This is a genomic window from Neisseria sp. P0024.S006 (assembly GCF_051956595.1).
Lineage (GTDB): Bacteria > Pseudomonadota > Gammaproteobacteria > Burkholderiales > Neisseriaceae > Neisseria.
This window is the reverse complement of record NZ_JBQCXH010000003.1, coordinates 111204-133489: the sequence shown is the minus strand read 5'-3', so window position 1 is coordinate 133489 and position 22286 is coordinate 111204. Positions and strand designations below refer to the sequence as shown.

Sequence of the window (22286 nt, the reverse complement as noted above, 5' to 3'; positions counted from 1 at the left end):
AATGGCGGAAAAGATAAAGGATTTTTCAAACCATGCAAATCATTCATACGATTAAAGAATTGCGCGAGTGGCGCAAAACTGCCGGAAAAGTGGCATTTGTGCCGACCATGGGCAATCTGCACGAAGGCCATCTTGCGCTGGTGCGCGAAGCGAAAAAACGTGCCGATAACGTTGTAGTCAGTATTTTTGTCAACCGCCTGCAATTCGGACAAGGCGAAGATTTCGACAAATATCCGCGCACTTTGCAGCAAGATGCCGACAAATTGGCAGGCGAGGGCGTTGCCGTCGTGTTCGCGCCTGATGAAAAAGAGCTGTATCCGAATGTGGAACAACGTTTCAATGTCGAGCCTCCGCACCTGCAAAACGAATTGTGCGGCAAATTCCGCCCGGGACATTTCCGCGGCGTTGCGACCGTTGTGACCAAGTTGTTCAACATTGTTCAACCCGATACCGCCTGTTTCGGCAAAAAAGACTATCAGCAGCTGGCGATTATCAAAGGCTTTGTCGAAGACTTGAATTTCAATATCGAAATCGTCCCGGTCGATACCGGCCGCGCTTCAGACGGCCTGGCACTTTCCAGCCGCAACCAATATTTGAGCGAAGCAGAGCGCGCAGAAGCACCCCGCCTCTATCAAGAATTGCAAAACATTGCCGCCGCCCTGAAAAACGGCAATCTGGATTACGCCCAGCTCGAGGCCGAATGTATCCGCCGTTTGAGCGATGCCGGCTGGGTGGTTGATTACGTCGAAATCCGCCATGCACACAGCTTGGCAGTGGCTCATGTCGGCGATAAAGAATTGGTGGTGCTTGCCGCCGCCCGTTTGGGTACCACGCGCCTGATTGATAATTTGGAAGTGGCTTTGGCTTAAAACCAAGCTGCTGGTAAAGGCCGTCTGAAACCTGTTTTTCAGACGGCCTGTTTCAAAGGGGTTAAATCATGAAACAAAAATCTTTAATCTTGCTTTTTTTGCTGGCTGGGGCTGCTCATGCCAATGACAGTATGGGTACGGTCAGCACAAGCGGCATCAAATATCTGAAAAATCCGCATATCGATATGCAGAGCGAAGATTTGTACATCAGCGAACACCAGATTCGCGTGCATTACCGGTTTAAAAACACCTCCTCGCAAGACATTACCGAAACCGTCCTTTTCCCTTTGCCGATTGTTCCTGCTTTCACCGATTCCGACTTTGCCGACACCAAAGGCTTGGTTGACAGCTTCCGAATTTACGCCGACGGCAAACCTGTCCGCCCGCAAACCCACGTCCGCGCCTATTTTGAACGGAGTAACGGCTCGTTGGTGGATGTGACCTCCGACTTGAAAAAATGTGGTTTGAGCGATCAGGAGTTGATGCACCCGTGGACACAAAACAAAGATGCCGAAAAGCTTAATAAGAAAATTCGTACTTGCAGCTCGCCTAAAATCAAATCCTTGCTTCCAGCCAGCGAATCAAACATAGTGGGCTGGACATCTTGGTCGTCGCAGATTATTTACAGCTGGAAGCAAACCTTCAAAGCCGGCAGCGTCACCGAAATCAAACACCAATACACCCCGCTGGTCGGCGGCAGCTTCCTGCCTTCGCTTAAAGCCAAAGACAGCAAAGCATTCATAGATGAGTACTGCATGGATGAAAACTTCCTTAAAAACTTTAAAACTGTGGAAGGAGGTTCAAAGGTTTATCACTATTTGGGCTATGTCTTGACCACAGGTGCCAACTGGGCAAAACCCATCGGTAAATTCACGTTGACCATAGACCGCGAGCCTAATACCGTAATTTCGCTTTGTTGGGACAAATCCTTGCGCAAAGTAGGGCCGAACCGCTTCCAAGCAGTCAAAGAAAATTTCCTGCCGAAGAAAGACTTGGACATTATTTTCGTTTATGACTAATCTTATTCGGCATATATAAAAGGTCGTCTGAAAGCTTATTTAGGTTTTCAGACGGCCTTTTGTTACAATAACGCTTTTGCGTTTCTAAGGTTTTTCCATGTCCAAACCCACTGTTTCCCCGATGATGCAGCAGTATCTCGACATCAAATCGCAACACGCCGACAAGCTGGTGTTTTACCGCATGGGCGATTTTTACGAGCTGTTTTTGGATGACGCGGTGGAAGCGGCGAAGCTGTTGGACATCACCCTGACCACGCGCGGGCAGATGGACGGCGTGCCGATTAAGATGGCAGGCGTGCCGTTTCACGCGGCGGAGCAGTATCTGGCGCGGCTGGTGAAGATGGGCAAAAGCGTGGCGGTGTGCGAGCAGGTGGGCGAAGTCGGCGCGGGCAAAGGGCCGGTGGAGCGCAAAGTCGTGCGCATTGTGACGCCCGGCACGCTGACCGACGCGGCGTTTTTGGAAGACAAGGAAACCAACCGCATCGCGGCGGTGAACGCGGATAAAAAACACATCGCCATCGCGTGGGCATCTTTGCAAAGCGGCGAATTCAAAACCAAGCTGACGACGGCGGACAAGCTCACAGACGAGCTGGCGCGTTTGCAGGCGGCGGAAATCCTGTTGCCCGAAGGCAAAAGCCTGCCTGACGGTTTTCATGCAACTTCTGCCAACATCACGCGCCTGAACTCATGGCAGTTTGCCGCCGACGCGGGTGCGAAATTGTTGACAGAATACTTCGGCTGCCAAGACCTGCACGGCTTCGGTTTGGACGGCAAAGAACACGAAGCCGCCGTCGGCGCGGCGGGCGCGCTGCTGAACTACATCCGCCTGACGCAAAACCTGATGCCGCAACACCTCGACGGCATTTCGCTCGAAACCGACAGCCAATATATCGGCATGGACGCCGCCACGCGCCGCAATCTCGAAATCACGCAAACCCTCTCCGGCAAAAAATCGCCGACTCTGTTTTCCATACTCGACGGCTGCGCCACCCACATGGGTAGCCGCCTGTTGGCACTCTGGCTGCACCACCCCTTACGTAGCCGCGCCCACATCCGCGCCCGCCAAGAAGCCGTTGCCGCGTTGGGTTCGCAATACGAAACCTTGCAAGGCCGTCTGAAAAACATCGCGGACATCGAACGCATCGCTGCCCGCATCGCCGTCGGCAACGCCCGCCCGCGCGACCTCGCTGCCCTGCGCGACAGCCTGTTTGCCCTGTCCGAAATCGAATTGTCCGCCGAGGGCAGCAGTCTCTTAGAAACCCTCAAAGCCGTTTTCCCCGAAACCCTACCCGTCGCCGAAACCCTCAAAGCTGCCGTGATGCCCGAACCCGCCGTCTGGCTCAAAGACGGCGGCGTCATCAACCAAGGCTATTGCGCAGAACTCGACGAGTTGCGCCACATCCAAAACCACGGCGACGAATTCCTGCTCGACCTCGAAGCGCGCGAACGCGAACGCACCGGCCTTTCCACCCTCAAAGTCGAGTTCAACCGCGTCCACGGTTTCTACATTGAGCTATCCAAAGTCCAAGCCGAACAAGCGCCTGCCGACTACCAACGCCGCCAGACCCTCAAAAACGCCGAACGCTTCATCACCCCTGAACTCAAAACCTTCGAAGACAAAGTCCTGACCGCGCAAGAGCAAGCATTGGCATTGGAAAAACGCCTATTTGAAGCCTTACTGAAAGAAGTTCAGACGGCCTTGCCGCAGCTTCAAAAAGCCGCCAAAGCCGCTGCTGCCCTCGACGTACTTTCTACGTTTGCCGCGATTGCCGCCGAACGCGGCTTCGTCTGCCCGGAGTTCGCCGACTATCCGGTCATCCATATCGAAAACGGCCGTCATCCCGTCGTCGAGCAACAAGTGCGCCACTTTACCGCTAACCACACCCGCCTCGACCACAAACACCGCCTTATGCTTTTAACCGGCCCCAATATGGGCGGTAAATCCACTTATATGCGCCAAGTTGCCCACATCGTCCTCATGGCGCACACCGGCAGCTTCGTCCCTGCCGATTCAGCTCAAATCGGCCCCATCGACCAAATCTTCACCCGCATCGGCGCATCGGACGACCTAGCTTCCAACCGCTCCACCTTCATGGTTGAAATGAGCGAAACCGCCTACATCCTCCACCACGCCACCGAGCAATCCCTCGTCCTTATGGACGAAGTCGGTCGAGGAACTTCAACTTTTGACGGCCTCGCCCTTGCGCAAGCCATTGCTGAACACCTGCTGCAAAAAAACAAATCCTTCAGCTTTTTTGCCACCCATTATTTCGAGCTGACCAAACTGCCCGAAGCCCACGCAACCGCAGTCAATATGCACCTTTCCGCACTCGAACAAGGCCAAGACATCGTCTTCCTCCACCACATCGAGCCCGGCCCCGCCAGCAAAAGCTACGGCATCGCCGTCGCCAAACTCGCCGGTCTGCCCAACCGCGCCCTCAAAGCCGCCCAAAAACATCTGGACGAACTCGAAGCCCAAGCCGCTGCCAACCGTCCGCAGTTGGATATTTTCAGCGCCATGCCGTCTGAAAATAGGGCGGATGAGGAAGAGCCGGACATTGAACCGGTTTGCCATGCCCAGACCGATGAGTTGGCCGAAGCGTTGGCGCAAATCCAACCCGACAACCTCACGCCGCGCGAAGCCTTGGATGCCTTGTACCGTTTGAAAGAAATCTGCAACAAGGTGTCGTAAACAAGGCAAAGGCCGTCTGAAACAGGGGAAACATATAATGAGTTTTGCTGACATTACCGTAGTGGGTATTACCGGCGCAGATTCTTATACCGAGGGCACGATGTACGCCGTTGCCCGCAGTTGCGCCGAATTGCCCGGAAGCAGCGGATTGCTGATCAGCCCGAGCCGTCCGCAAGGTTTGCCGGAAAATATCCTGCATCAGCCTTGCCGGCCATTCGGTTATCTGGAATACAATCTGTTTGTTTTGTACCAACTGATGTATTACATCGAAACCGATTATTGTTTGATTGTTCAGAATGACGGCTGGGTGTTGAACGGTCAAAACTGGCAGGATGCCTATCGGGAATATGACTACATCGGCGCACCTTTGCCGATTTTGTTGGAAACCGAAGCCGACGGGCAGTTTTTCCTGAAGGGGACCGACCAATATTTGGCCAAACAGCATCTGATTCAGACTTCCCCGAATTTGGACGAGCCGCAGAACGGCGGTTTCAGCCTGCGCAGCAAGCGGCTTTTAACCATGCCGCGGCAACTGGGCTTAAATGTAGAAATCCGGCCGCCTTTGCCGCCGAAAGACGGAAAAATTGCCGGTATGGAATGGCTGGTGCGGCTGCACCACGAGGATATGTTTTTGACGGCGCAACACCGTTATAGATTGCAGGACTTGGGTCTGAAATTCGCTCCTCCGAATATTGCGACGCAATTTTCTTCAGAAGTACCGTTTATCAATCGAATGAGGAATGTCCCCTTAGAGCACGTCTTTGGGGCGCACTGGATGGGCAGTGTAGTCTTGACCGGCTGCAACCGTGTCCGTTTTGTCCAATTAAATGGTGATGAGTTGGAAACATTATCCCGTTTTTTTAGAAATTTAGGTTATGAATTAGAATAAATAAAGGCCGTCTGAAAGTTCAGACGGCTTTTTTTAATGGCTGTTAATGATGATGGTGGGCATGGCGTGCGGCCGCGCGTTTGGTACCGACAGGCACAATCAGCGTTGCGTAAGTATTGTCTTTCTGACATACGCTTTTATCGCTGTAATCGGTCTCGTTCACCACTTTGATTTTCCACAAGCCGTCAATCAGCGTAATCACATTGACCACGCCGTTTTTATCGGTTTTGCCGGAGAAGCCTTGAGGTTCGCGGTGGTCATGGGTTGATTCCAAGTCCATTTCGGCCAAAGTGTCGGAGCTGGCGGTAACGGTGGCTTTAACCAAAGGTTCGCCTTTGTACAGGACTCTGACTGGCAAAATACCGCCGGCTTTGACTGCGTTCGGATTTTTCAGCGGAACCAGTTCCAGCTCTTGGCCGATAGGGCGGGTCAATACCGCCTCATCGACTGCGCCGTTGCCCACGTGGACGAAACTCTTGCCGAACATTTGCGATTGTTCGCAATAGGTGGCACCGGCCAGCTGTTTCAAGGTTTGCTGTTTCCAGCCGTCTTGGTTTTTCGACCAGAAAGTCGGTTGGTAGGTCGCGCTGACCCAGTAGGAGCCTGCGGGCAGGGCGGCTTTGGAAACGTATTGATAGTTTTCGCCCTTATTCACCAAATCAACGGTTTTCTTTGAGCTGTCGGTCAATTGCAGCGGTTTGAAAATATGCACGCGGTTGTCGGCGATTTTTTCGACATTGGGGAAGTCGTGGCTGTAACCCAAATCCGCATGCAGGATTTTGCCGGCAGGCTGATGTGCCGGTGCGGCCACCCAAACATCGTGCGCCTGCGCCGCTGCGCCTAATCCCAGCAATCCTAAAAGCATCCACTGTTTCATCGTTTCTACACTCCATCTTTCTATTATTGAACAAAACGCCTAATGATTCGGCAAATACGAACGGTACTCTTTTTTATTAACTTTGTAAATAATATGGTTTAGATTTTATAGTTATAAATAATTATTTTTTGATTTCAGACGGCCTCGGTTCATATAACCAAAACTGATAAACCCAAAAGCAAACATTATTTCCCGTTTGCCTCCGAACCCGATAAAGTATCGCCATACTTTTAATAGGAGCCGACCATGAATATCCGTACCCTTTCTTTTGCCGCATTGACCGCCGCGCTGGCGTTGAGTGCCTGCTCTCCCAAAAACGAACAGTCTGCCGACAATGCCGCTTCCGCAGGCAAGGCCGGTAATGTGAAGCTGTTGAACGTCTCTTATGATGTCGCACGAGATTTTTATAAAGAATACAATCCTTTGTTTGTCAAAGAATATGCTGCGAAAAACGGCGGTGCAACGGTTGAAATCCAACAGTCGCACGGCGGCTCCAGCAAGCAGGCTTTGGCCGTGGCCAACGGTTTGGCCGCCGATGTGGTGACCATGAACCAGACTTCCGATATCGAGCTTTTGGTGAAAAAAGGCCTGATTAAAGACGATTGGAACACGCGCCTGCCGGACAATGCCGTGCCTTATACCAGCAACGTCGTTTTCTTGGTGCGTAAAGGCAATCCGAAACACATCCAAGACTGGGGCGATTTGGCCAAAGACGGCGTGCAAATCGTTTTGGCCAACCCGAAAACCACCGGCAACGGCCGCTATGCCTTTTTGGGCGCGTACGGTTATGGCTTGAAAGTCAACAACGGCGATGAAGGCAAAACCCAAGATTTTGTGGCCGCATTGCTGAAAAATACGCCTGTGTTTGAAAACGGCGGCCGCGCGGCAACGACGACATTCAGCCAACGCAATATCGGCGATGTCTTGGTTACCTTTGAAAACGAGGCCAACTACGTCAGCAAAAAACTGACTCAAGACCAATTTGAAATCGTCTATCCGAGCTACACCATTATTTCAGAAGCGCCGGTTGCCGTTGTGGACAGCGTGGTCGATAAAAAAGGCACGCGCGCCGCTGCCGAAGCTTACTTGAAAAACCTCTGGAGCGAACCGGCTCAAGAATTGGCCGCCAATCTTTATCTGCGTCCGCGCAATGCCGAAGTGTTGGCCAAACACAAAGCCGACTTCCCCGATATTGAAACCTTCAATCCGAATGAGAAGTTCGGCGCTTGGTCGGACATCATGAAAAAATTCTTTGCCGACGGCGGATTGTTTGATCAGCTTTCTGGTAAAAAATAAGGTTTGAACATAGAGGCCGTCTGAAATTTCAGACGGCCTTTTGTTACAATAAGCCTTTTCCTTATCCACCTTTTCCCATGTCCCAACGCAAAATCATCCATATCGATATGGACGCATTCTACGCTTCGGTAGAACTGCGCGAGCAGCCGCATTTGAAAGGGCTGCCCGTCGTTGTGGCATGGGATGGTGCGCGCTCGGTCATTTGTGCCGCGTCTTATGAAGCGCGCAAATTCGGTTTGCACTCGGCCATGTCGGTGGCGACGGCAAAAAGGCTGTGTCCGCAGGCGGTGTTTGTGCCGCCGCATTTCTATTTGTATCGCCAAGTATCGGCGCAGATTCATGCCGTGTTTCGGCGTTATACCGATTTGATCGAGCCTTTGTCTTTGGACGAAGCCTATTTGGATGTTACCCGAAATTTTAAAAATATCCCGTACGCCAGCGAGGTGGCCAAACGCATTCGCGCCGAAATTTTTGAAGAAACCGGTTTAACGGCCTCCGCAGGCATCGCGCCCAATAAGTTTTTGGCCAAAATCGCGTCCGACTGGCGCAAGCCAAACGGACAGTTTGTGTTGCCGCCGCAAAAAATCATGGCGTTTTTGGAGAGCCTGCCGTTGGGTAAGATTCCCGGTGTCGGCAAAGTCACGCTGAAAAAGATGAATGCCCTCGGTATGCAAACTGCCGGCGATTTGCGCCGTTTTGAGCGCGGCGAACTTTTAAACCATTTCGGCCGCTACGGCTACCGCCTTTATGATTTGGCACGCGGTATTGACGAGCGGCCTGTCAAAGCCGAACGTGAACGCCTGCAAATCTCAACCGAAATTACCTTGCCCGAAGATTTGTCTTTGGCGCAGGCTTCAAGTCATTTGCCGCACCTTGCCGAAGACCTCTGGCGGCAAATCGAACGCAAAAACGTCGAAGCCAAAGGCGTTACCCTCAAACTCAAAACCCATGATTTCCGCATTATTACGCGTTCGCTGACGTATTCTTCCGTCCTTCCCGACAGCGCCTCGCTGCTTCAGGCGGCGCATACTTTGTTGCAACGCATACCGCCGCAACGCGAAGACGCCTTCCGCCTGATCGGTATCGGTGTGAGTCATTTGCTGCCGAAAAACCAGCAGCAGACGCTTTGGTTATAAAGAAATAGAAAAGCATTCTTTCCGTTTGAAGATAGGGCGCAGGACAATATTGTTCCATAACCATATCGGCAGCCGTTTCAACAGGCCGTCTGAAAATTATTAGGAACAACCAGCCATGTCTTTATTCCGTCCACAACTCTGGAAAATCCCCGAAATCAGCGATGCCGAACGCCGCCGCCTGCCTGAGTTGGCGGCTGCTTTGGAGCGCCGTTTGCAAGACATTGCCGCGCGTTATCCGCAAGCCGTGTTCGCATCCAGCCTTGCGGTTGAAGATATGGTCATTACCGATGCCGTGTGCCGTCTGAAACTGCCCATCCGCATCATTACGCTCAATACGGGCAAACTCAATCCCGAGACCGCCGCGCTGATTGCCGAAACCAATGCGCGTTATCAAACCGAATTGGAAGTGTTTTATCCCAACCAGCAAACCGCCGATGAATTTGAAGCTGAATTCGGCACGACCGCCATGTACGACAGCGTCGAGTTGCGCCGCCGTTGCTGCCATATCCGCAAAATCGAACCGCTCAACCGCGCTTTGCATAACGCGCCTGCATGGCTGACCGGACAACGCCGCAGCCAGTCCGAAACGCGCAGCGAATTGAATTTTGAAGAGCGGGATACAGGCCGCAACATCGCCAAATTCAATCCTATTTTCGATTGGGAAGAGCAGGATGTTTGGGCATATGCGCACGAGCACCAAGTTCCGCTTAATGCGCTGTATCATCAGGGCTATCCCAGCATCGGGTGCGAACCCTGCACGCGTCCGGTCAAGCTGGGCGAAAATATCCGCGCCGGACGATGGTGGTGGGAAAGCAAAGACAGTAAGGAATGCGGTTTGCACAAATAATCAAAGGCCGTCTGAAAACGTTTCAGACGGCCTTTTTGACGGTTTAACAAAATGATTTATTAAGAATTTGTTTTTCGCTCGACAAAAGTGGAAAGCAGGGCGGTATCGATGTCCCATTTCCAGATGCCTTGATCCGAGCCGTCCATGCCGCGCAGGAAGAGGTAGCGGATGGCGATTTTGGGCAAGGGCTTGCCGCGCAGGGCATAGTAGCGCGCGATGGCAACGGTGTAGATCAGGGCTTGCAGGTAGTAGTGATGATGCGCCACGGCTTCGTTCATCGCCTGTTGCGTATACGCGCTTGCATCGTTGCCCAAATGGTTGGATTTGTAGTCGATTAAAACGACATGGCCGTCTGAATCTTGGCAAACCATATCGATGAAGCCGTTCAAATAACCTTGTAAATCATAGAAATCAAGCAGTTGCACGGCTTGGACGCATTCGGGCGGCAGGTTTGCTTCGCTTGAGGCAAACCAACGGCGTAAGTCGTCCAGTTTGAAATCGTCCATGTACAGGGTGAACCCCATTTCGGGCAGGCGTCGGCTCGGCGGAATCTGCGACAGGCTTTCACTGATTAAAGGCGTCAGGCGGCAGGTGTCGAGCATGGCGCTTACCGTCGGCAGCCATTTGTCTTCAAAGCTGTGGCGTTGCAAAACTTCGGCAATCATTTCGGATTGGCTCTCGGCAGAGGCGGCGAAGTCGAGTTTTTCCAACATTTCATGCAAACATACGCCGGCATTGGTGCCGCGGGGGAAATGGTGGATATCGAGGCCGTCTGAAAGTGGGGACGGCAGGTTTTCAGACGGCATGGCACGGTCTGCGCTTTCTGCCGGATCGATGGCAGGTTGCAAAGGCTCGTGTTGTTCGTCGGTTGACTTGGTATGCCGGCTCAAACCGGTAAAGCTGGTGTGGCGGATAAAGTCAAAATTGCGGCGTTTAATGCTATGTGCGCTCAAGGCTTGGTCTTGCTGGTGGCTGTATTGGTAGACGGTTTCCGGCGGGGTTTCTTCCGTAAATGCAAACTCCGTATTTTTCGGCGCGTTTTTGATAAAGCGTTGCCAGTTGGTTTTGAGCATTTCCACAACGTCTGTCGCGCTTTGATAGCTTTGGCTGACGCTTTCGCGGCCGGCATCCGGCAAACCTTCGAGCAGATAGGCAAAAGGATTGTTCGGCGTACAGTTTTTGTTGGCGGCGGCGTAGATGTTGAGCTGTTCTTCGGCGCGGGTAAGGGCGACATAAAGCAGGCGTAAATCTTCTGCCGTCTTTTCGTCGGCCAGATGGCTTAGTTCTGCTTCCGAGGTTTGCGATTTGGCCAGCAGCTCGGTTTCGTGGTTTTCGGTATGTAGGATTTTCCAGTTTTCTTTGGAATTGTCTTTGGTATCCCACGCGAAGGGGCAGTAAACCAAAGGATATTGCAAACCTTTCGACGCGTGCATGGTAACGATTTTGACCAATTTTTCGTCGCTTTCAAGACGGATGGTTTGCGCGTCTGACGGGAAATGGCCGCTGCGCGCACGGCTGATTTGCTCGTTTAACCATTTATGCAGGGCGGCAGGGTTGCGGCTTTGGCTGTCTTCTTCGGCCAAAAGTTCCAAAATCTGGTAGTAATTGGTCAGACTGCGTTCGTTGCCGCCTTTGAGTAGGCGCGTTTCGATGTCATGTCGGGCGGCAAACTGCTGCACGGCGGCAAAAATGCTACCTTTCCGCCATTTTTCCATGGCTTGGGCGGATGACTCCAGCCATTTGAGCAGCTGGTGTTCGTTGTGGTTGAGTTCGTAAATCTCTTTAGCGGTATAGCCGAACAAAACGCCGGTCAAGACAAAGCGCAGCCAGTCGGTTTGCCTTGGGTTGAGCCAAAAGCCGATCAGCGCGGACAGCGAGTCTGCCTCGGCAGAATCGAAAACGGACTGGCGCGACAGCAACACGCTTTGGATACGGCGCTGTTTCAGTTTTCCGGCAATCATCGCCGCTTCGTTGTTGGTGCGCACCAAGACGGCAATGTCGCCAGATTCCAACGCGCGGCCTTTGAAATTCAGACGGCCTTCGGCTGCTTCATTGAGCGCAAAGGCAATTTCATCGGCGCAATATTCGGCGGCTCGGCTGCGCAAAATCTCTTTGCCGGTTTGATCGTCCGTATTGAGCCAGCGCACTTGGATGGCGGGGCGGTGTGGTGACAGCCGGCTTTCGGCACGGCTGGCGGAGACCTCGCTATAATCGATGTTTTCCAACACGAAGGGGTGTTTTTTTTGTTTGAACAAAGCGCTGATGCCGTTGATCAGTTTGGCATGGCTTCGGTAGTTGACGGCGAGGGTGTAATGCATGTCCGCATCTTGCGCGGCTTGCAGATAGGCGTAAATGTCCGCACCGCGAAAGCTGTAAATCGCCTGTTTGGGGTCGCCAACGAGAAACAGCGGGCAGCCTTGTTCGATAAAAATTTGGCGGAAAATTTCGTATTGCAGCGGGTCGGTATCTTGGAATTCGTCAATCAGCGCAATTTCCCAGTTTGCCGCCGCCGCTTTTGCCAACGCATTGCCATGTTCATTTGTGGTCAATGCCTGATGGACGTCCAGCAGCAAATCGTCAAACACGCGCTCGCGGCGTGATTTTTTTTGTTCGGCAATGGATTGGTTGATGTGGGAAAGGAGGTCGAGTTGCAGGCAGATGAAGACTGCTTCTTCCGCGCTTTTCATTGCCTGCAAATCACGGCCAAGATTAGCCAAGGCTTGCAGCTGAATAATTTCCGGTGCATCGGCATCGGCTTTATATTCTTTTTTCAGTTTGCTGTTGAGCGTATCGATACTGAAGAGGCTTAATTTTTCTAGCGTTTGTTTGCTCAAGCAGGGCAGACGGTTGGATTCGGCGTTTGTTTTTAAATCGGCAAAAACATTTTCAAAGGTTTTTCTTCTGTAGGTTTGGCCGTTCAGTTTGGGAAAAATTGCCCAAAACGCTTTTTCCAAGTCTTCCAAGTGGACGCAAATTTTTTGCCATGTTTCTTGAAGGTTGGCTTGAGCTTCTTTCAAATCGCCTTCAGGCCGTCTGAATTTCAGATAGGGGCGGCCGGTATAGCTTTTGATTTCGGCAAGCATTTCTTCGGGCGTGCATTTCCGGTCAAAAACCAATTGTGCCAATGTGGCATCGGTTGCCACTTTCTGCCGCCAAAAGTCTTGCGCTGGAATCAGCAGCCTCTCGCGTGAGTCGTCCGACAGCTCGACATCCAAAGGTGCGCCGCACAAAAACGCGTAATCGCGCAAGACGCGCTGACAGAAGCCGTGGATGGTGTAAATCGAGGCGTTGTCAAACTGGCTCAGCGCTGCTTTGAGGCGGAGAATCAGGCGATGGCAGCTTTCCTGTCCGTCTTGCTCGCCTAAAGCCAAAGGAATCAAGCGATTGAGAAAGTCATCGGGGGATTTTTTCTCTTTTTCATAATATTTGTTCAGGCCGTCTGAAATATGTTCCGGCTCGCCGCCCAAGGTTTGGATTTCGTTTAAAACCTGCAACACTTCGTCCAAACGCGCGCGCAAACGGGTTTTCAGCTCTGCCGTCGCCGCTTTGGTAAAGGTAACGACCAGAATTTTCTCAATGTCTTTTTTTTCTAAAACAATCAGTCGGGTAAAGAGTGCGGCAATGCCGTAGGTTTTACCCGTACCGGCGGAGGCTTCGATGAGGTTGGTGCCGTCGATGGAAAGGGTGAGCGCGTCAAAAGGAAGGGCGGAAGACATGGTTGGAACGGAATAATATTAGCGAGGCATTATCATAACAGAGATAGTGTGTGGTTTTGCATTGATGATAAAAATGCCGTCTGAAAACTTTCTGTTTTCAGACGGCATGTCTTAATGGCTATTCAATGACTTCAATAGCGCATCTTAGTAACGCAAACGGCGTTTGGCGTAGCTTGGTTGGCGAGGACGGTAGGTATAACGGTTCGCCGCAGAAGCTTTACTGTTGTCATAGTAGTGCACAACATTATTACCGTTGATGGCCGTATTGTTGACGCTCAAACCGGTTGGAGAGCCGGTAGTAATAACAACATTGTCGCTTTGGATGACGTTTGCCGTATTGGTTACGTTGGCGTCGTTTTTACCTTTGGCGTTGATGCCACCGTTTGGTTTGCCTGAAGCGTAGCTGCCGTTGACATTGACGGTCAGATTTTTTTCGTTAACGCTGCTGATCGCGCCGGAAGTATTGACTTTGTTGCCTTCTACTTCAACGGAGTTGTTGGATACCAAGTTGGTACCGTGCAGGTTGACGTCGCCGTTGTTGGCATTGATTTTAATATCGTTACCGGCTGCTACATTTGCGCCTGTGGCGGTAGAAGAAGCGTTATCGGTTTTGTTGACGCCGACAGAGCCGTTGACGTGAGGAACGGCCACACCGGTTTCAACATTGATTGTCGCACCAGCGCCGATACCGACATTAACGGCTGTACCTTGGTTGGAGGCAGTATTGGCTGACTCGGTGAAGGTAACGTCGTTGCCTGCGGTAATGTTGACGTTGTTGTTGGCGGTAATATTGGATGCGATTTCAGCAGAGTCTTTGGCGTTGATGACAACATTGGTCGCATTCATATCGCCTTTGACGGCGGTAGATTCTTTTTTGTTTTCATCAGCGTAGTTGACGTTCAGGTTGGCATTCACATCAACGTTTGAACCGTCTTTGGTGTATGCGCCGACAGTCAAAGACGCGCCGCCTTGTTTGCTGCTGCTGTTGCTGGTGTTGTGAGCGGCAGTGTTGTGGTATGAACCTGCATCAATGTTGATTGCACCGGTTACATCGTATTTTGTACCTTCATCAGACACTTTGTCATTTGCCAAAACGATGGCATTGCCTGCGTTGATGGTGGTGACGGTTGCAGTGGATTCATTGTGGGTCGAAGAGTTGCCTTGACCTTGCGCAGTGATTTCACCGCCGATGCCTTTGTTGGTGCTGATGCCGGCAGAAACGACCAAACCGCCGCCGTTTTGTTTCACATCGGATTTTGCGCCGCTGTGTGCCGCTGCATGGGTAACGTTTTTGGCAGACTCAATCACATTGCCGGTCGCATTAATCACGGTACCTTCTTGATTAATATTGCCGTTGGCAGTGATGGTGGTGTTGCCGCCGGTGTTGATGTTGGATACATGAGATGTGTCCGTTACGGTCGTTGCATCCGTTTTGGTGCTGGTAATGCCGACAGATACGCCGACGCCTGCGGCGTTATTTTTTCCGTATGCAGTGGCAGATACGCCCAAATCGGTTACGCGGCCGGATTCGGTCACAGTGCTGCTGCCTTTAGAGGCAACAATATTGACGTCATTGGCTGCGGAAATGTTGACGGATTCTTCGCCGTTGACTTGGCTGCCGCTGACGGTAACGTTTGAGTTGGAAGACAACTGGGTGTTTTTACCGGTCAAAATGCTGCCGCTCAGGCCGACAGAATGGGTGTCGGTGTGGGTATCGGTGAATTTGATACCGGCTTTGGCAGTCACGCTGCCGTTTTCTTTATTGGTTTCAGTACCGGAGTAGCCTTTGATGGAATACTCGTTGACCTGTTTGTTTTCTACCGCTTTGGCAGCATCGATGGTCAAATCGCCTGCGGAAGCCAGTTGCAGTTTTTGTGCCGCAAACAATGCAGAGCCGATCACATTGATGTCTTTGTTGGAAACAACGGTCAGGTCGGCATTGGAAACCAGGGTAGAACCGGTTACTTTTTCAATGCTGCTGTTGCTGCTGGTTTTAGAGGTCGTGATATTGAAAATCGTACCTTTACGCGCGCTTTGTGCGGAAGTATCGGTGCTGGTGGCGTTTTTAATATCGACATTGCCTGCTTTGGAGCTAACGAATGTACCGGCTTGGCCTTCAACGGTACTGCCGTAAACGTTGACGCCGTTTTTTGCACCCAAGACTACGTTTGAGTTGGCAGTAATGCTGCTGCCGTGCAGGTTTTCTGTACGGTTGTTTTGAACTTGGCTTTCACCGCCAAACAGGCCGCCCCAGTATTTTTTCTGGTCGTCGAGGCTGTTGGTATTGATGGTTGTTTGAGTACCCAAGTTGATCTTGTTGACATCGGTAACGATATTGCCGTTTGCCGCGATGCTTGCGCCGTAAGTGCTCAAATCGCCTTCGGAAATCAAACCGATATCACCGGCTGCGGAAATTTTGGTTTGATGGGCGGTAGAGTTTTTGGAAGATTTGGTAGCGATACCGGTTTTCAGCGCGGCAGTTTCATTTTTGAAGCTGACATAAGTCGAGCTGCTGTCGGTTTCGCTGTTGCTACTCAATACGATGCCTTGTTGGGCGGCAATGCGTGCATCTGCAGCCGAGTTCAGTTCGGTTGCGTCCAATTGGACTTTGCCGGTGGTGGCGATATTGACAGAACCGGCATTGATTTTGGTTTGATGCAGGCTTTCGTCAGTAGAAGAACTCAGGTTGTTGTTGTACCAAAGGCCTTTGCTTTGAGTGTGGTCGGATTCTGTACGGTTGGTGGTTTTTACCGCGTTAGAATTGATGTTGCCTGTGGCAGAGGCAGTCAGCGCGCCGGCATTGATGTTGGCTGCGCTCAGGTTGAGGCTGCCACTGTTGTTCAGAGTCAATGACTCGGATGCATTGATATTGCTGGCGGTAAAGGTTTCCGTTCTGTTACGGTCTGAACGGAAGTGCTGAACATTTTGCGCTTCTTTGCCGCTGGAAGATTTGTTGGCGGAATGGCTGGTAACCGTGCCTTTGATGTCGGTATCGCGGGCAAACAATTCCATTTGTGCGCCGGTCAGATTGGCGGACTGGATGCTCAGGTTGCCTTTGCTGTCGATATTCAGGTAGCGGGTGCCGGTAATGGCGGCATTTTGAATGTTTTGTTTGGCGCGTTTGTCGGTCGCGTGGATGCGGATGGTACCGGCGCGCATGCTGCCGAAGATATGGCCGTCAAGAACCGGCGCATTTGAAGCTGCGTCCAAGGCTTCGATTTGTGCGGTTTTGTAGTCGAAGTTGCTTTTGCCTGAAGAAACGTTGATGGCGTCGGCGGCATTGACGTTGGCTGATTTGCCGACCACAACTTGCGGCGCGAGCAGGTCAACCACGCGATTGCCGCTCAAATTGCCGTTTACTTGCAGTTGTTTGCCATTGTCGCTGATATGGAAAGATTTCAAGGCGCCGTCTGAAACGGTTGGCGTACCGACAACCAAGGATGCGCGGTTGGCATTCAGGATGTTGCCGCCGCTGTGGGTAATGCCGTTAGGGTTTGCCAAAACATAGTCTGCGGCAATACCGAAGATCTCTTGTTGACCTAAAATCAGGGAAGGGTTTTTGCTGACTACTTCGTTCAAGATCACAGATGCGGCCTGACCTTGGAAGTTTTTGTTGGCAGACAGGTTTCCGGCCAGTTGGGATTTACCGGCAGACAGGGCGTTATTCAAAACGGCACCGTGTTGGGAAACGTTGTACTTGTTGTATTGGTTGTGAGAAAGACCTTGGGCCGTCGGTGCGGCAATGTTGACGATGTCGACATTGTTCTGCTGCTGTACCGAAGTTTGGCCGATGGCTTCGATATTGGCGGCTACCGCTGCATTTCCCAGGAATGCAAAGCACACGGCGACAGTCACTTTGCCGGAAGCTGAGAGCTTAGGCTGATATAAAGTGTCGATTTTCATGGATTTTAATCCTTATTTATCGTGATGGAGAGTGAATCAGAAATCCCATATCGGGTATCGGATTTCTGTTGAGAAAACTTTTGAATGTATTAACATTGGTATGGAAATTTTTACAATCATACCACCAGTATGACCTTGTGTGCACTATTTCAAATGCAAATAAAAGCCGCTCATCCTATTGATATTAATAGAAAATTAATAACGTTAAGATGAGCGGTTTATATATTGGATAAAAGGATATATATTTACATAATTTTAAAATGGAATGCGTAAAGAAACGGTTACATGATCCTGTTTTTCGCTGTTTGATTGGTTGGGCATGCGCGCAAAACCTTTGCCGTAGTCGGCAGAAAGCTGCCATTTGTCCGACTTGCCCAAATTCAAACCTGCCACTAAGCCCATGGCGCGTTGCGAACCTTCGTAATGATTTTTGGCAACGCCGATGTCTGCGCCCAGATAAGGTTCGATATAGATGCCGTGAGGCGTATTGCGGCGGAAATAAACGGTATTGCTCAACAGGACTGCGCTGCTTGCGCTCAAAGAAGTCGAACGGAAACCGCGTACATTTTGATAACCAACGATGTCCATTTCTTTGGCGGCAAACAAATCATGCGGGCTATATTGGGCATCGATTTGGTGATGGTTGCGCATGATCCATTTGCCCAATGGGCGGTTTTGAATCAAATTGCTTTGCAAGGATACAGAGGTATAGCGTTTGTCGAACGGTGTGTGTTCGGTATTTTTCGCAAACCCTTGTTCCACGCCGATATTGTTGAGCCAAATGCCGTTTGGCAGGATGGCCGTGTGCGACAGGCCGACTTGTGCCGAATAAATTTCCGGGCTTTGCAATTCCAGTTTGCTGTCGGCAAATTTTGCAGTCTGTTTCACATAGTCGATGCCGGCATAGGCGGAGGCAATGTGTTTTTGACTGCGTGAGAATACTCGGTCTGCTTTGATTCCTGCTGCTTTGGATTGGGAGCGGTAGGCGTAGCGCGTTACGCTGGGCGTTAAGATGCTTTGCGATTGCGACGCGGCGGCGTAAGTGCTGAATGTCCATGCGCCATAAGGAACTTGGTAGAACAGGCTGCCGCCGCGACTGTAATGGCTGTCGTGGTTGTTTAGATTGGTGTAGCCGTTTAGATAAAGGGAATCGCTCAATCCCAACGGGCTGCCGATATTCAGGCTGCCGCGCAGTGTCGTGGTATTGGGTTTGCTGCCTTTATTGTCGAAGGTGATGCTGCCGCCCCAATGTTTTTCGGCATCGTTGTTGAGTTGGATGGAGGCGGTGCCGTCATCATACGGATAAACATCGATGCTGACGTTGTTGCCGACAACATGGTTTGCCTGTTCGATACCTTGGTCAAGGTATTGGATGTTTAGCGGTTTGCCTTGATGATTGGGGAAGAGGGTATCAACATTGACCGTACGGGAGCCGCCGGTAATCTCACGGATTTTGCCTTCGATGACTGTCAATTTCAGGACGCGTTCAGGCGTGGTTTCAAATTTGATTTGCGTATGCGGATAGCCTTGAGCGATATATTCGGCAACGATATCCCGGTTCAGTTGGTTGATGCTGTTTTGATTGATGCATTTGGGTAACTTGGCTTCAATCTTTTTGGAATTGATGAGCGTAATGCCGGAAAGTTCGATACCAGTGTAATCCAAGCATTCAGTATTATTTTCAGACGGCCCTTCTTGTGCAACCGCGTCGTTATCTTGTTTTTTCTGTAAATCCCATGCCGACTGCTCGCGTTTTTGGATTTCGACCGAATGAATCTGGTCGAGGTTGTCGCGGAAGTCTTTGTCGAATTGGTTGGATACGTTTTTATCGATTTGATCAAGCGGATTTGGCGTATTGGCCGCATAGGTGTTCAGCGCGGAAAGAATCAATACGGGCAGGGGAAGAAGGCGGGATTTATACATGGTGTCGTAATTTTATAGGGATAATAATCGGGTTTATTTTATCGAAAATAGCTGTCTGGGGGCGTATCGGTTTTTATCCTTGTCTGCAATCAGGGTTAATGAAGCAATAATGAGATCAATTTCTATGATGATACCATAAAAAATATTAATGGGATTTAAATAACAAAAACCTGCCTTTGAAAAGGCAGGTTTTTTCAGACGGCCTTTGAGCCATTAAAGATTTTGCAAACGCTCGACAGAAGGCGCGTAGTAGTAGGCGCCTGATACGGCTTTAGACAAATATTTCAGCAGTAAGTCGGTTTTGCCATCTGCATCGCCGAACATATTGAGCAGTTGAACTTCAATATTGTGCAGCGTGTTGCAATAGGAAGTGAACATCAAACCATGTTCGCCGCTGATTTTGCCGAAGGGCAGGCTGCGGCGGACAATTTTCAAACCAACGCCGTTTTCTTTGACATTGACGCGGCCAAGATGGGAGTCGGGCAGACGCACGTCTTTGCTGAATTCGTCATTGGCTTCTTTGCTGCGGCCAACGCTGGCTTCTTGTTCGGCAGTTGGAACGGCATCCCATTTTTTCAAATCATGCAGGTATTTTTGCAGCAAAACATAGCTGCCGCCGGCATCCGGCTTGCCTTCGGGAATAATGGCGACATTGCGTACATTGTCATCGCCCTGCGGATTTTCCGTGCCATCGACAAAACCGTCCAAACCGCGGTCTTCATACAGGCGCAGGCCGTGTTCTTCAGTGGCTACGCGGATGCTGTCGCCGAATGCGCTTAATACGGATTGAGCTAAGGCATAGGCGGCTTTTTGCTCGGTGGCTTGGATGTGGATATAGAGGTCGTGTTGGGTGGAAGGGGCGAGGCCGTTGCCCAATTCGGGGAAAGGTTTGATTTCGCTGCCTTCTTCAGTATGGCCGAACGATTGCCATGCGCGGCTGCCGAAAGCAATGGTCAAACCTAAAATATCATTTGGAAAACGGGTTTTCAGTTTGGCCAAGGATTCCAAAGAAAGGCGGCAGGCGGATTTGATGTCTTCGTTGCGGCCGTTTGAAATGTCTGCTTCGATAAAAATACCGGCTTGTGCGTGATCAGGAATAATGGCTGATTGAGGGTGGCTCATGATGATTCCTTTCAAAATATTATGGGTTTTTACGCGGTGGATTATACACTGAAAGTTTCAGACGGCCTAAAATCTGCCTGGTGATTTTTTAGGGCGGAAAGGCATGTTTGGCAAGATGTTTTTTGTGAGCGTCATTCTGTTGCAAGTGTTTACGTTCGGGCTTGGGCGTTCGCTGCAATGGCTGTTTGTGCCTTGGATCGGGAAAGTCGGCAGGCGTTGGCTGATGGGTGTTTCCTATTTCATTACAAACGGCTTGTTGGTCGGTTTGCTGCTGGAATTGGGGCATATGATGTTCCGCGTGGTGGCGTTTTGGATGGTAATCTTGCTATTTGTGATGTATGCCGCGTTGGCGACATTTATCCTGTATCTTTTACTGCGCCGTTTTGTGGCACGCCAACCGCTTTCTCGAAGCCTGAGGCTGTTTGCGCCTTTGTTTGTGATCGGTTTGCTCGGTTTGGGGATGTATAACGCCTATACGCCCGTGGTCCGCTATCAGACTGTATTCATCAATAAGAAAATGGATAAGCCGCTGCGTATCGGCGTGGCCAGCGATTTGCACTTGGGGATTTTGTTCGGCGCGCGTCAATTGGACAAGCTGACGGACATCATGAAGCGGGAGCAAGTCGATATGGTGTTGCTGCCGGGCGATTTGATGGATGATACCGTCGATGCGTACTTGAAAGAAAACATGAAACCGCATTTGCAGAAGCTGACCGCACCGATGGGCGTTTACGCCACTTTGGGCAATCATGATTGGTTCCGTGATCAGAAACGCATCAAACATGAATTGGAAGCGACAGGTTTGACGGTTTTGGCCAATCAGGTTTTGGAAGTGAATGGTGTGTTGCTGGTGGGGCGGAGCGATGATTTGGATCACAAACGCCCCAGTGCGGAGCAGCTCTTAGAAGGTCAAAATACCCAATTACCGGTTTTATTGATGGACCACCGTCCTACTTCAATCGAAACCCATGCCCGGCTGCCGATTGATGTGCAGGTTTCCGGCCATGTCCACAACGGCCAAGTCGCACCTGCCAACCTTATCGTCCGTACGCTTTATCGTCTTGCTTACGGCTATGAGGCAATCGGTAACGGTCATTCCTTCACTACTTCGGGCTACGGCTTCTGGGGCATTCCCCTGCGTTTGGGTTCGCAATCAGAAGTGTGGGTGATTGACATCAAGTCAAAGCATTGAAATAGAAATAGAAACTTCAGGCCGTCTGAATTTCAGACGGCCTTTTTTATGAAAATTGGGAAAAAATATTGAAATTAGATTATAATCGATGTTAATAAAATCAGCCACCGATATGAGTGGCATCATAACTAGGGAACTCACTATGGGCATTATCAGTCTTGCACTTATCTTCGTATCAATCGCCGCCGTCTTATTGTATTTCAAACAACAGTTGAAAGACCGCAAAAAAGACTGTCGCGAATCCTTTGTCTCTTTGCGCATTGCGCTCGACTGCCGACATCAGGCCGTCCGTCATGTATTGGATGCATACAGCAAACACCTGCAAGAGCAGGGCATTGCATCGGATCAAAACGTTCAGCAGATGTGTACTGAAGTCGAAACCGCTTTGGCGCAAACTGCCAAAACATTTTCCGAATCCAAGATCAAACATCTGTGCGAAATCGAAACAGCATTGAATCATGCGCTGAAAAAATTACAAACCGCCGGCAACAGCCTTTTGAAACAACATCCTGATGAGAAATTGGCCGGTTTGATGGAAATGCTGGATGTAGCAGAGGCAGAAGTTGCATCGGCACGCCGCACTTACAACCGTAGAGCCGGAAGCTACAACCACCATTTAAACAAATTGCCCAACCGCCTTGTCGCCAAGCCATTAGGCTTTGACAAGCAGGCAAGTTTGGTTCGTTTTACAGAAAATCAAACGCAACGAATAAGCAGCAATATATTGGCTTAAAAATAAAGCAGTTTATTGAATAAGCCATAAACAAAAGGCCGTCTGAAATATGAATTTCAGACGGCCTTTTTT

Annotated in this window: 14 protein-coding genes; 9 read left to right on the top strand and 5 right to left on the bottom strand. The window is 50.6% G+C overall.

The window, feature by feature from the left end:
• Positions 1-32: 32 nt before the first annotated feature.
• From panC to ACTHUF_RS06695, 4 genes are all read left to right on the top strand, one after another.
• Positions 33-869: a pantoate--beta-alanine ligase gene (gene panC, locus ACTHUF_RS06710; RefSeq protein ID WP_004521071.1), complete on the top strand. Its 837-nt coding sequence runs from the start codon at positions 33-35 to the stop codon at positions 867-869.
• A 68-nt stretch (positions 870-937) separates the two neighbouring features.
• Positions 938-1888 (top strand): DUF4424 family protein, encoded by a 951-nt coding sequence (locus ACTHUF_RS06705; RefSeq protein WP_315093802.1) that lies wholly within the window; start codon positions 938-940, stop codon positions 1886-1888.
• A 97-nt stretch (positions 1889-1985) separates the two neighbouring features.
• On the top strand, positions 1986-4580 hold the full coding sequence (gene mutS / locus ACTHUF_RS06700) for a DNA mismatch repair protein MutS (RefSeq protein WP_315093800.1): 2595 nt from the start codon (positions 1986-1988) through the stop codon (positions 4578-4580).
• Positions 4581-4617: 37 nt separating this feature from the next.
• Positions 4618-5469 (top strand): DUF5672 family protein, encoded by an 852-nt coding sequence (locus ACTHUF_RS06695; RefSeq protein ID WP_315093798.1) that lies wholly within the window; start codon positions 4618-4620, stop codon positions 5467-5469.
• A gap of 43 nt (positions 5470-5512) precedes the next feature.
• On the opposite strand, the gene ACTHUF_RS06690 is transcribed toward ACTHUF_RS06695, so the two are convergent.
• Positions 5513-6346: a DUF4198 domain-containing protein gene (locus ACTHUF_RS06690; RefSeq protein WP_315093796.1), complete on the bottom strand. Its 834-nt coding sequence runs from the start codon at positions 6344-6346 to the stop codon at positions 5513-5515.
• A gap of 252 nt (positions 6347-6598) precedes the next feature.
• Between ACTHUF_RS06690 and ACTHUF_RS06685 the strand changes: the two genes are divergently transcribed.
• From ACTHUF_RS06685 to ACTHUF_RS06675, 3 genes are all read left to right on the top strand, one after another.
• Positions 6599-7642 (top strand): sulfate ABC transporter substrate-binding protein, encoded by a 1044-nt coding sequence (locus tag ACTHUF_RS06685; RefSeq protein ID WP_210401072.1) that lies wholly within the window; start codon positions 6599-6601, stop codon positions 7640-7642.
• Between the two features lie 77 nt (positions 7643-7719).
• Positions 7720-8778 (top strand): DNA polymerase IV, encoded by a 1059-nt coding sequence (gene dinB / locus ACTHUF_RS06680; RefSeq protein WP_440407380.1) that lies wholly within the window; start codon positions 7720-7722, stop codon positions 8776-8778.
• A gap of 115 nt (positions 8779-8893) precedes the next feature.
• Positions 8894-9625 carry a phosphoadenylyl-sulfate reductase gene (locus ACTHUF_RS06675; protein ID WP_440407379.1) on the top strand — a complete coding sequence of 244 codons (732 nt, stop codon included), beginning with the start codon at positions 8894-8896 and terminating at the stop codon, positions 9623-9625.
• A gap of 59 nt (positions 9626-9684) precedes the next feature.
• Here ACTHUF_RS06675 and recB read toward each other — a convergent pair whose 3' ends face one another.
• From recB to ACTHUF_RS06655, 4 genes are all read right to left on the bottom strand, one after another.
• Positions 9685-13341 (bottom strand): exodeoxyribonuclease V subunit beta, encoded by a 3657-nt coding sequence (recB, locus tag ACTHUF_RS06670; RefSeq protein ID WP_440407378.1) that lies wholly within the window; start codon positions 13339-13341, stop codon positions 9685-9687.
• Between the two features lie 144 nt (positions 13342-13485).
• Positions 13486-17244: a hemagglutinin repeat-containing protein gene (locus ACTHUF_RS06665; protein WP_440407377.1), complete on the bottom strand. Its 3759-nt coding sequence runs from the start codon at positions 17242-17244 to the stop codon at positions 13486-13488.
• A gap of 255 nt (positions 17245-17499) precedes the next feature.
• Positions 17500-19167: a ShlB/FhaC/HecB family hemolysin secretion/activation protein gene (locus ACTHUF_RS06660; protein ID WP_440407376.1), complete on the bottom strand. Its 1668-nt coding sequence runs from the start codon at positions 19165-19167 to the stop codon at positions 17500-17502.
• A gap of 213 nt (positions 19168-19380) precedes the next feature.
• A complete protein-coding gene (locus ACTHUF_RS06655) occupies positions 19381-20289 on the bottom strand; it encodes a Dyp-type peroxidase (RefSeq protein ID WP_315093785.1) in 909 nt (302 codons plus the stop codon).
• A gap of 103 nt (positions 20290-20392) precedes the next feature.
• Between ACTHUF_RS06655 and ACTHUF_RS06650 the strand changes: the two genes are divergently transcribed.
• Together ACTHUF_RS06650 and ACTHUF_RS06645 are read left to right on the top strand one after the other, a co-directional pair.
• Complete coding sequence (locus ACTHUF_RS06650; protein WP_440407375.1) at positions 20393-21481, top strand: metallophosphoesterase; 1089 nt, start codon at positions 20393-20395, stop codon at positions 21479-21481.
• 112 nt (positions 21482-21593) lie between these two features.
• Positions 21594-22214 (top strand): LemA family protein, encoded by a 621-nt coding sequence (locus ACTHUF_RS06645; protein ID WP_440407374.1) that lies wholly within the window; start codon positions 21594-21596, stop codon positions 22212-22214.
• The last annotated feature ends 72 nt before the right edge of the window (positions 22215-22286 follow it).

Coding starts and splice junctions, on each gene's coding strand:
- panC (WP_004521071.1), top strand. CDS start 33: ATGCAAATCATTCATACGATTAAAGAATTGCGCGAGTGGCGCAAAACT.
- ACTHUF_RS06705 (WP_315093802.1), top strand. CDS start 938: ATGAAACAAAAATCTTTAATCTTGCTTTTTTTGCTGGCTGGGGCTGCT.
- mutS (WP_315093800.1), top strand. CDS start 1,986: ATGTCCAAACCCACTGTTTCCCCGATGATGCAGCAGTATCTCGACATC.
- ACTHUF_RS06695 (WP_315093798.1), top strand. CDS start 4,618: ATGAGTTTTGCTGACATTACCGTAGTGGGTATTACCGGCGCAGATTCT.
- ACTHUF_RS06690 (WP_315093796.1), bottom strand. CDS start 6,346: ATGAAACAGTGGATGCTTTTAGGATTGCTGGGATTAGGCGCAGCGGCG.
- dinB (WP_440407380.1), top strand. CDS start 7,720: ATGTCCCAACGCAAAATCATCCATATCGATATGGACGCATTCTACGCT.
- ACTHUF_RS06675 (WP_440407379.1), top strand. CDS start 8,894: ATGTCTTTATTCCGTCCACAACTCTGGAAAATCCCCGAAATCAGCGAT.
- recB (WP_440407378.1), bottom strand. CDS start 13,341: ATGTCTTCCGCCCTTCCTTTTGACGCGCTCACCCTTTCCATCGACGGC.
- ACTHUF_RS06665 (WP_440407377.1), bottom strand. CDS start 17,244: ATGAAAATCGACACTTTATATCAGCCTAAGCTCTCAGCTTCCGGCAAA.
- ACTHUF_RS06660 (WP_440407376.1), bottom strand. CDS start 19,167: ATGTATAAATCCCGCCTTCTTCCCCTGCCCGTATTGATTCTTTCCGCG.
- ACTHUF_RS06655 (WP_315093785.1), bottom strand. CDS start 20,289: ATGAGCCACCCTCAATCAGCCATTATTCCTGATCACGCACAAGCCGGT.
- ACTHUF_RS06650 (WP_440407375.1), top strand. CDS start 20,393: ATGTTTGGCAAGATGTTTTTTGTGAGCGTCATTCTGTTGCAAGTGTTT.
- ACTHUF_RS06645 (WP_440407374.1), top strand. CDS start 21,594: ATGAGTGGCATCATAACTAGGGAACTCACTATGGGCATTATCAGTCTT.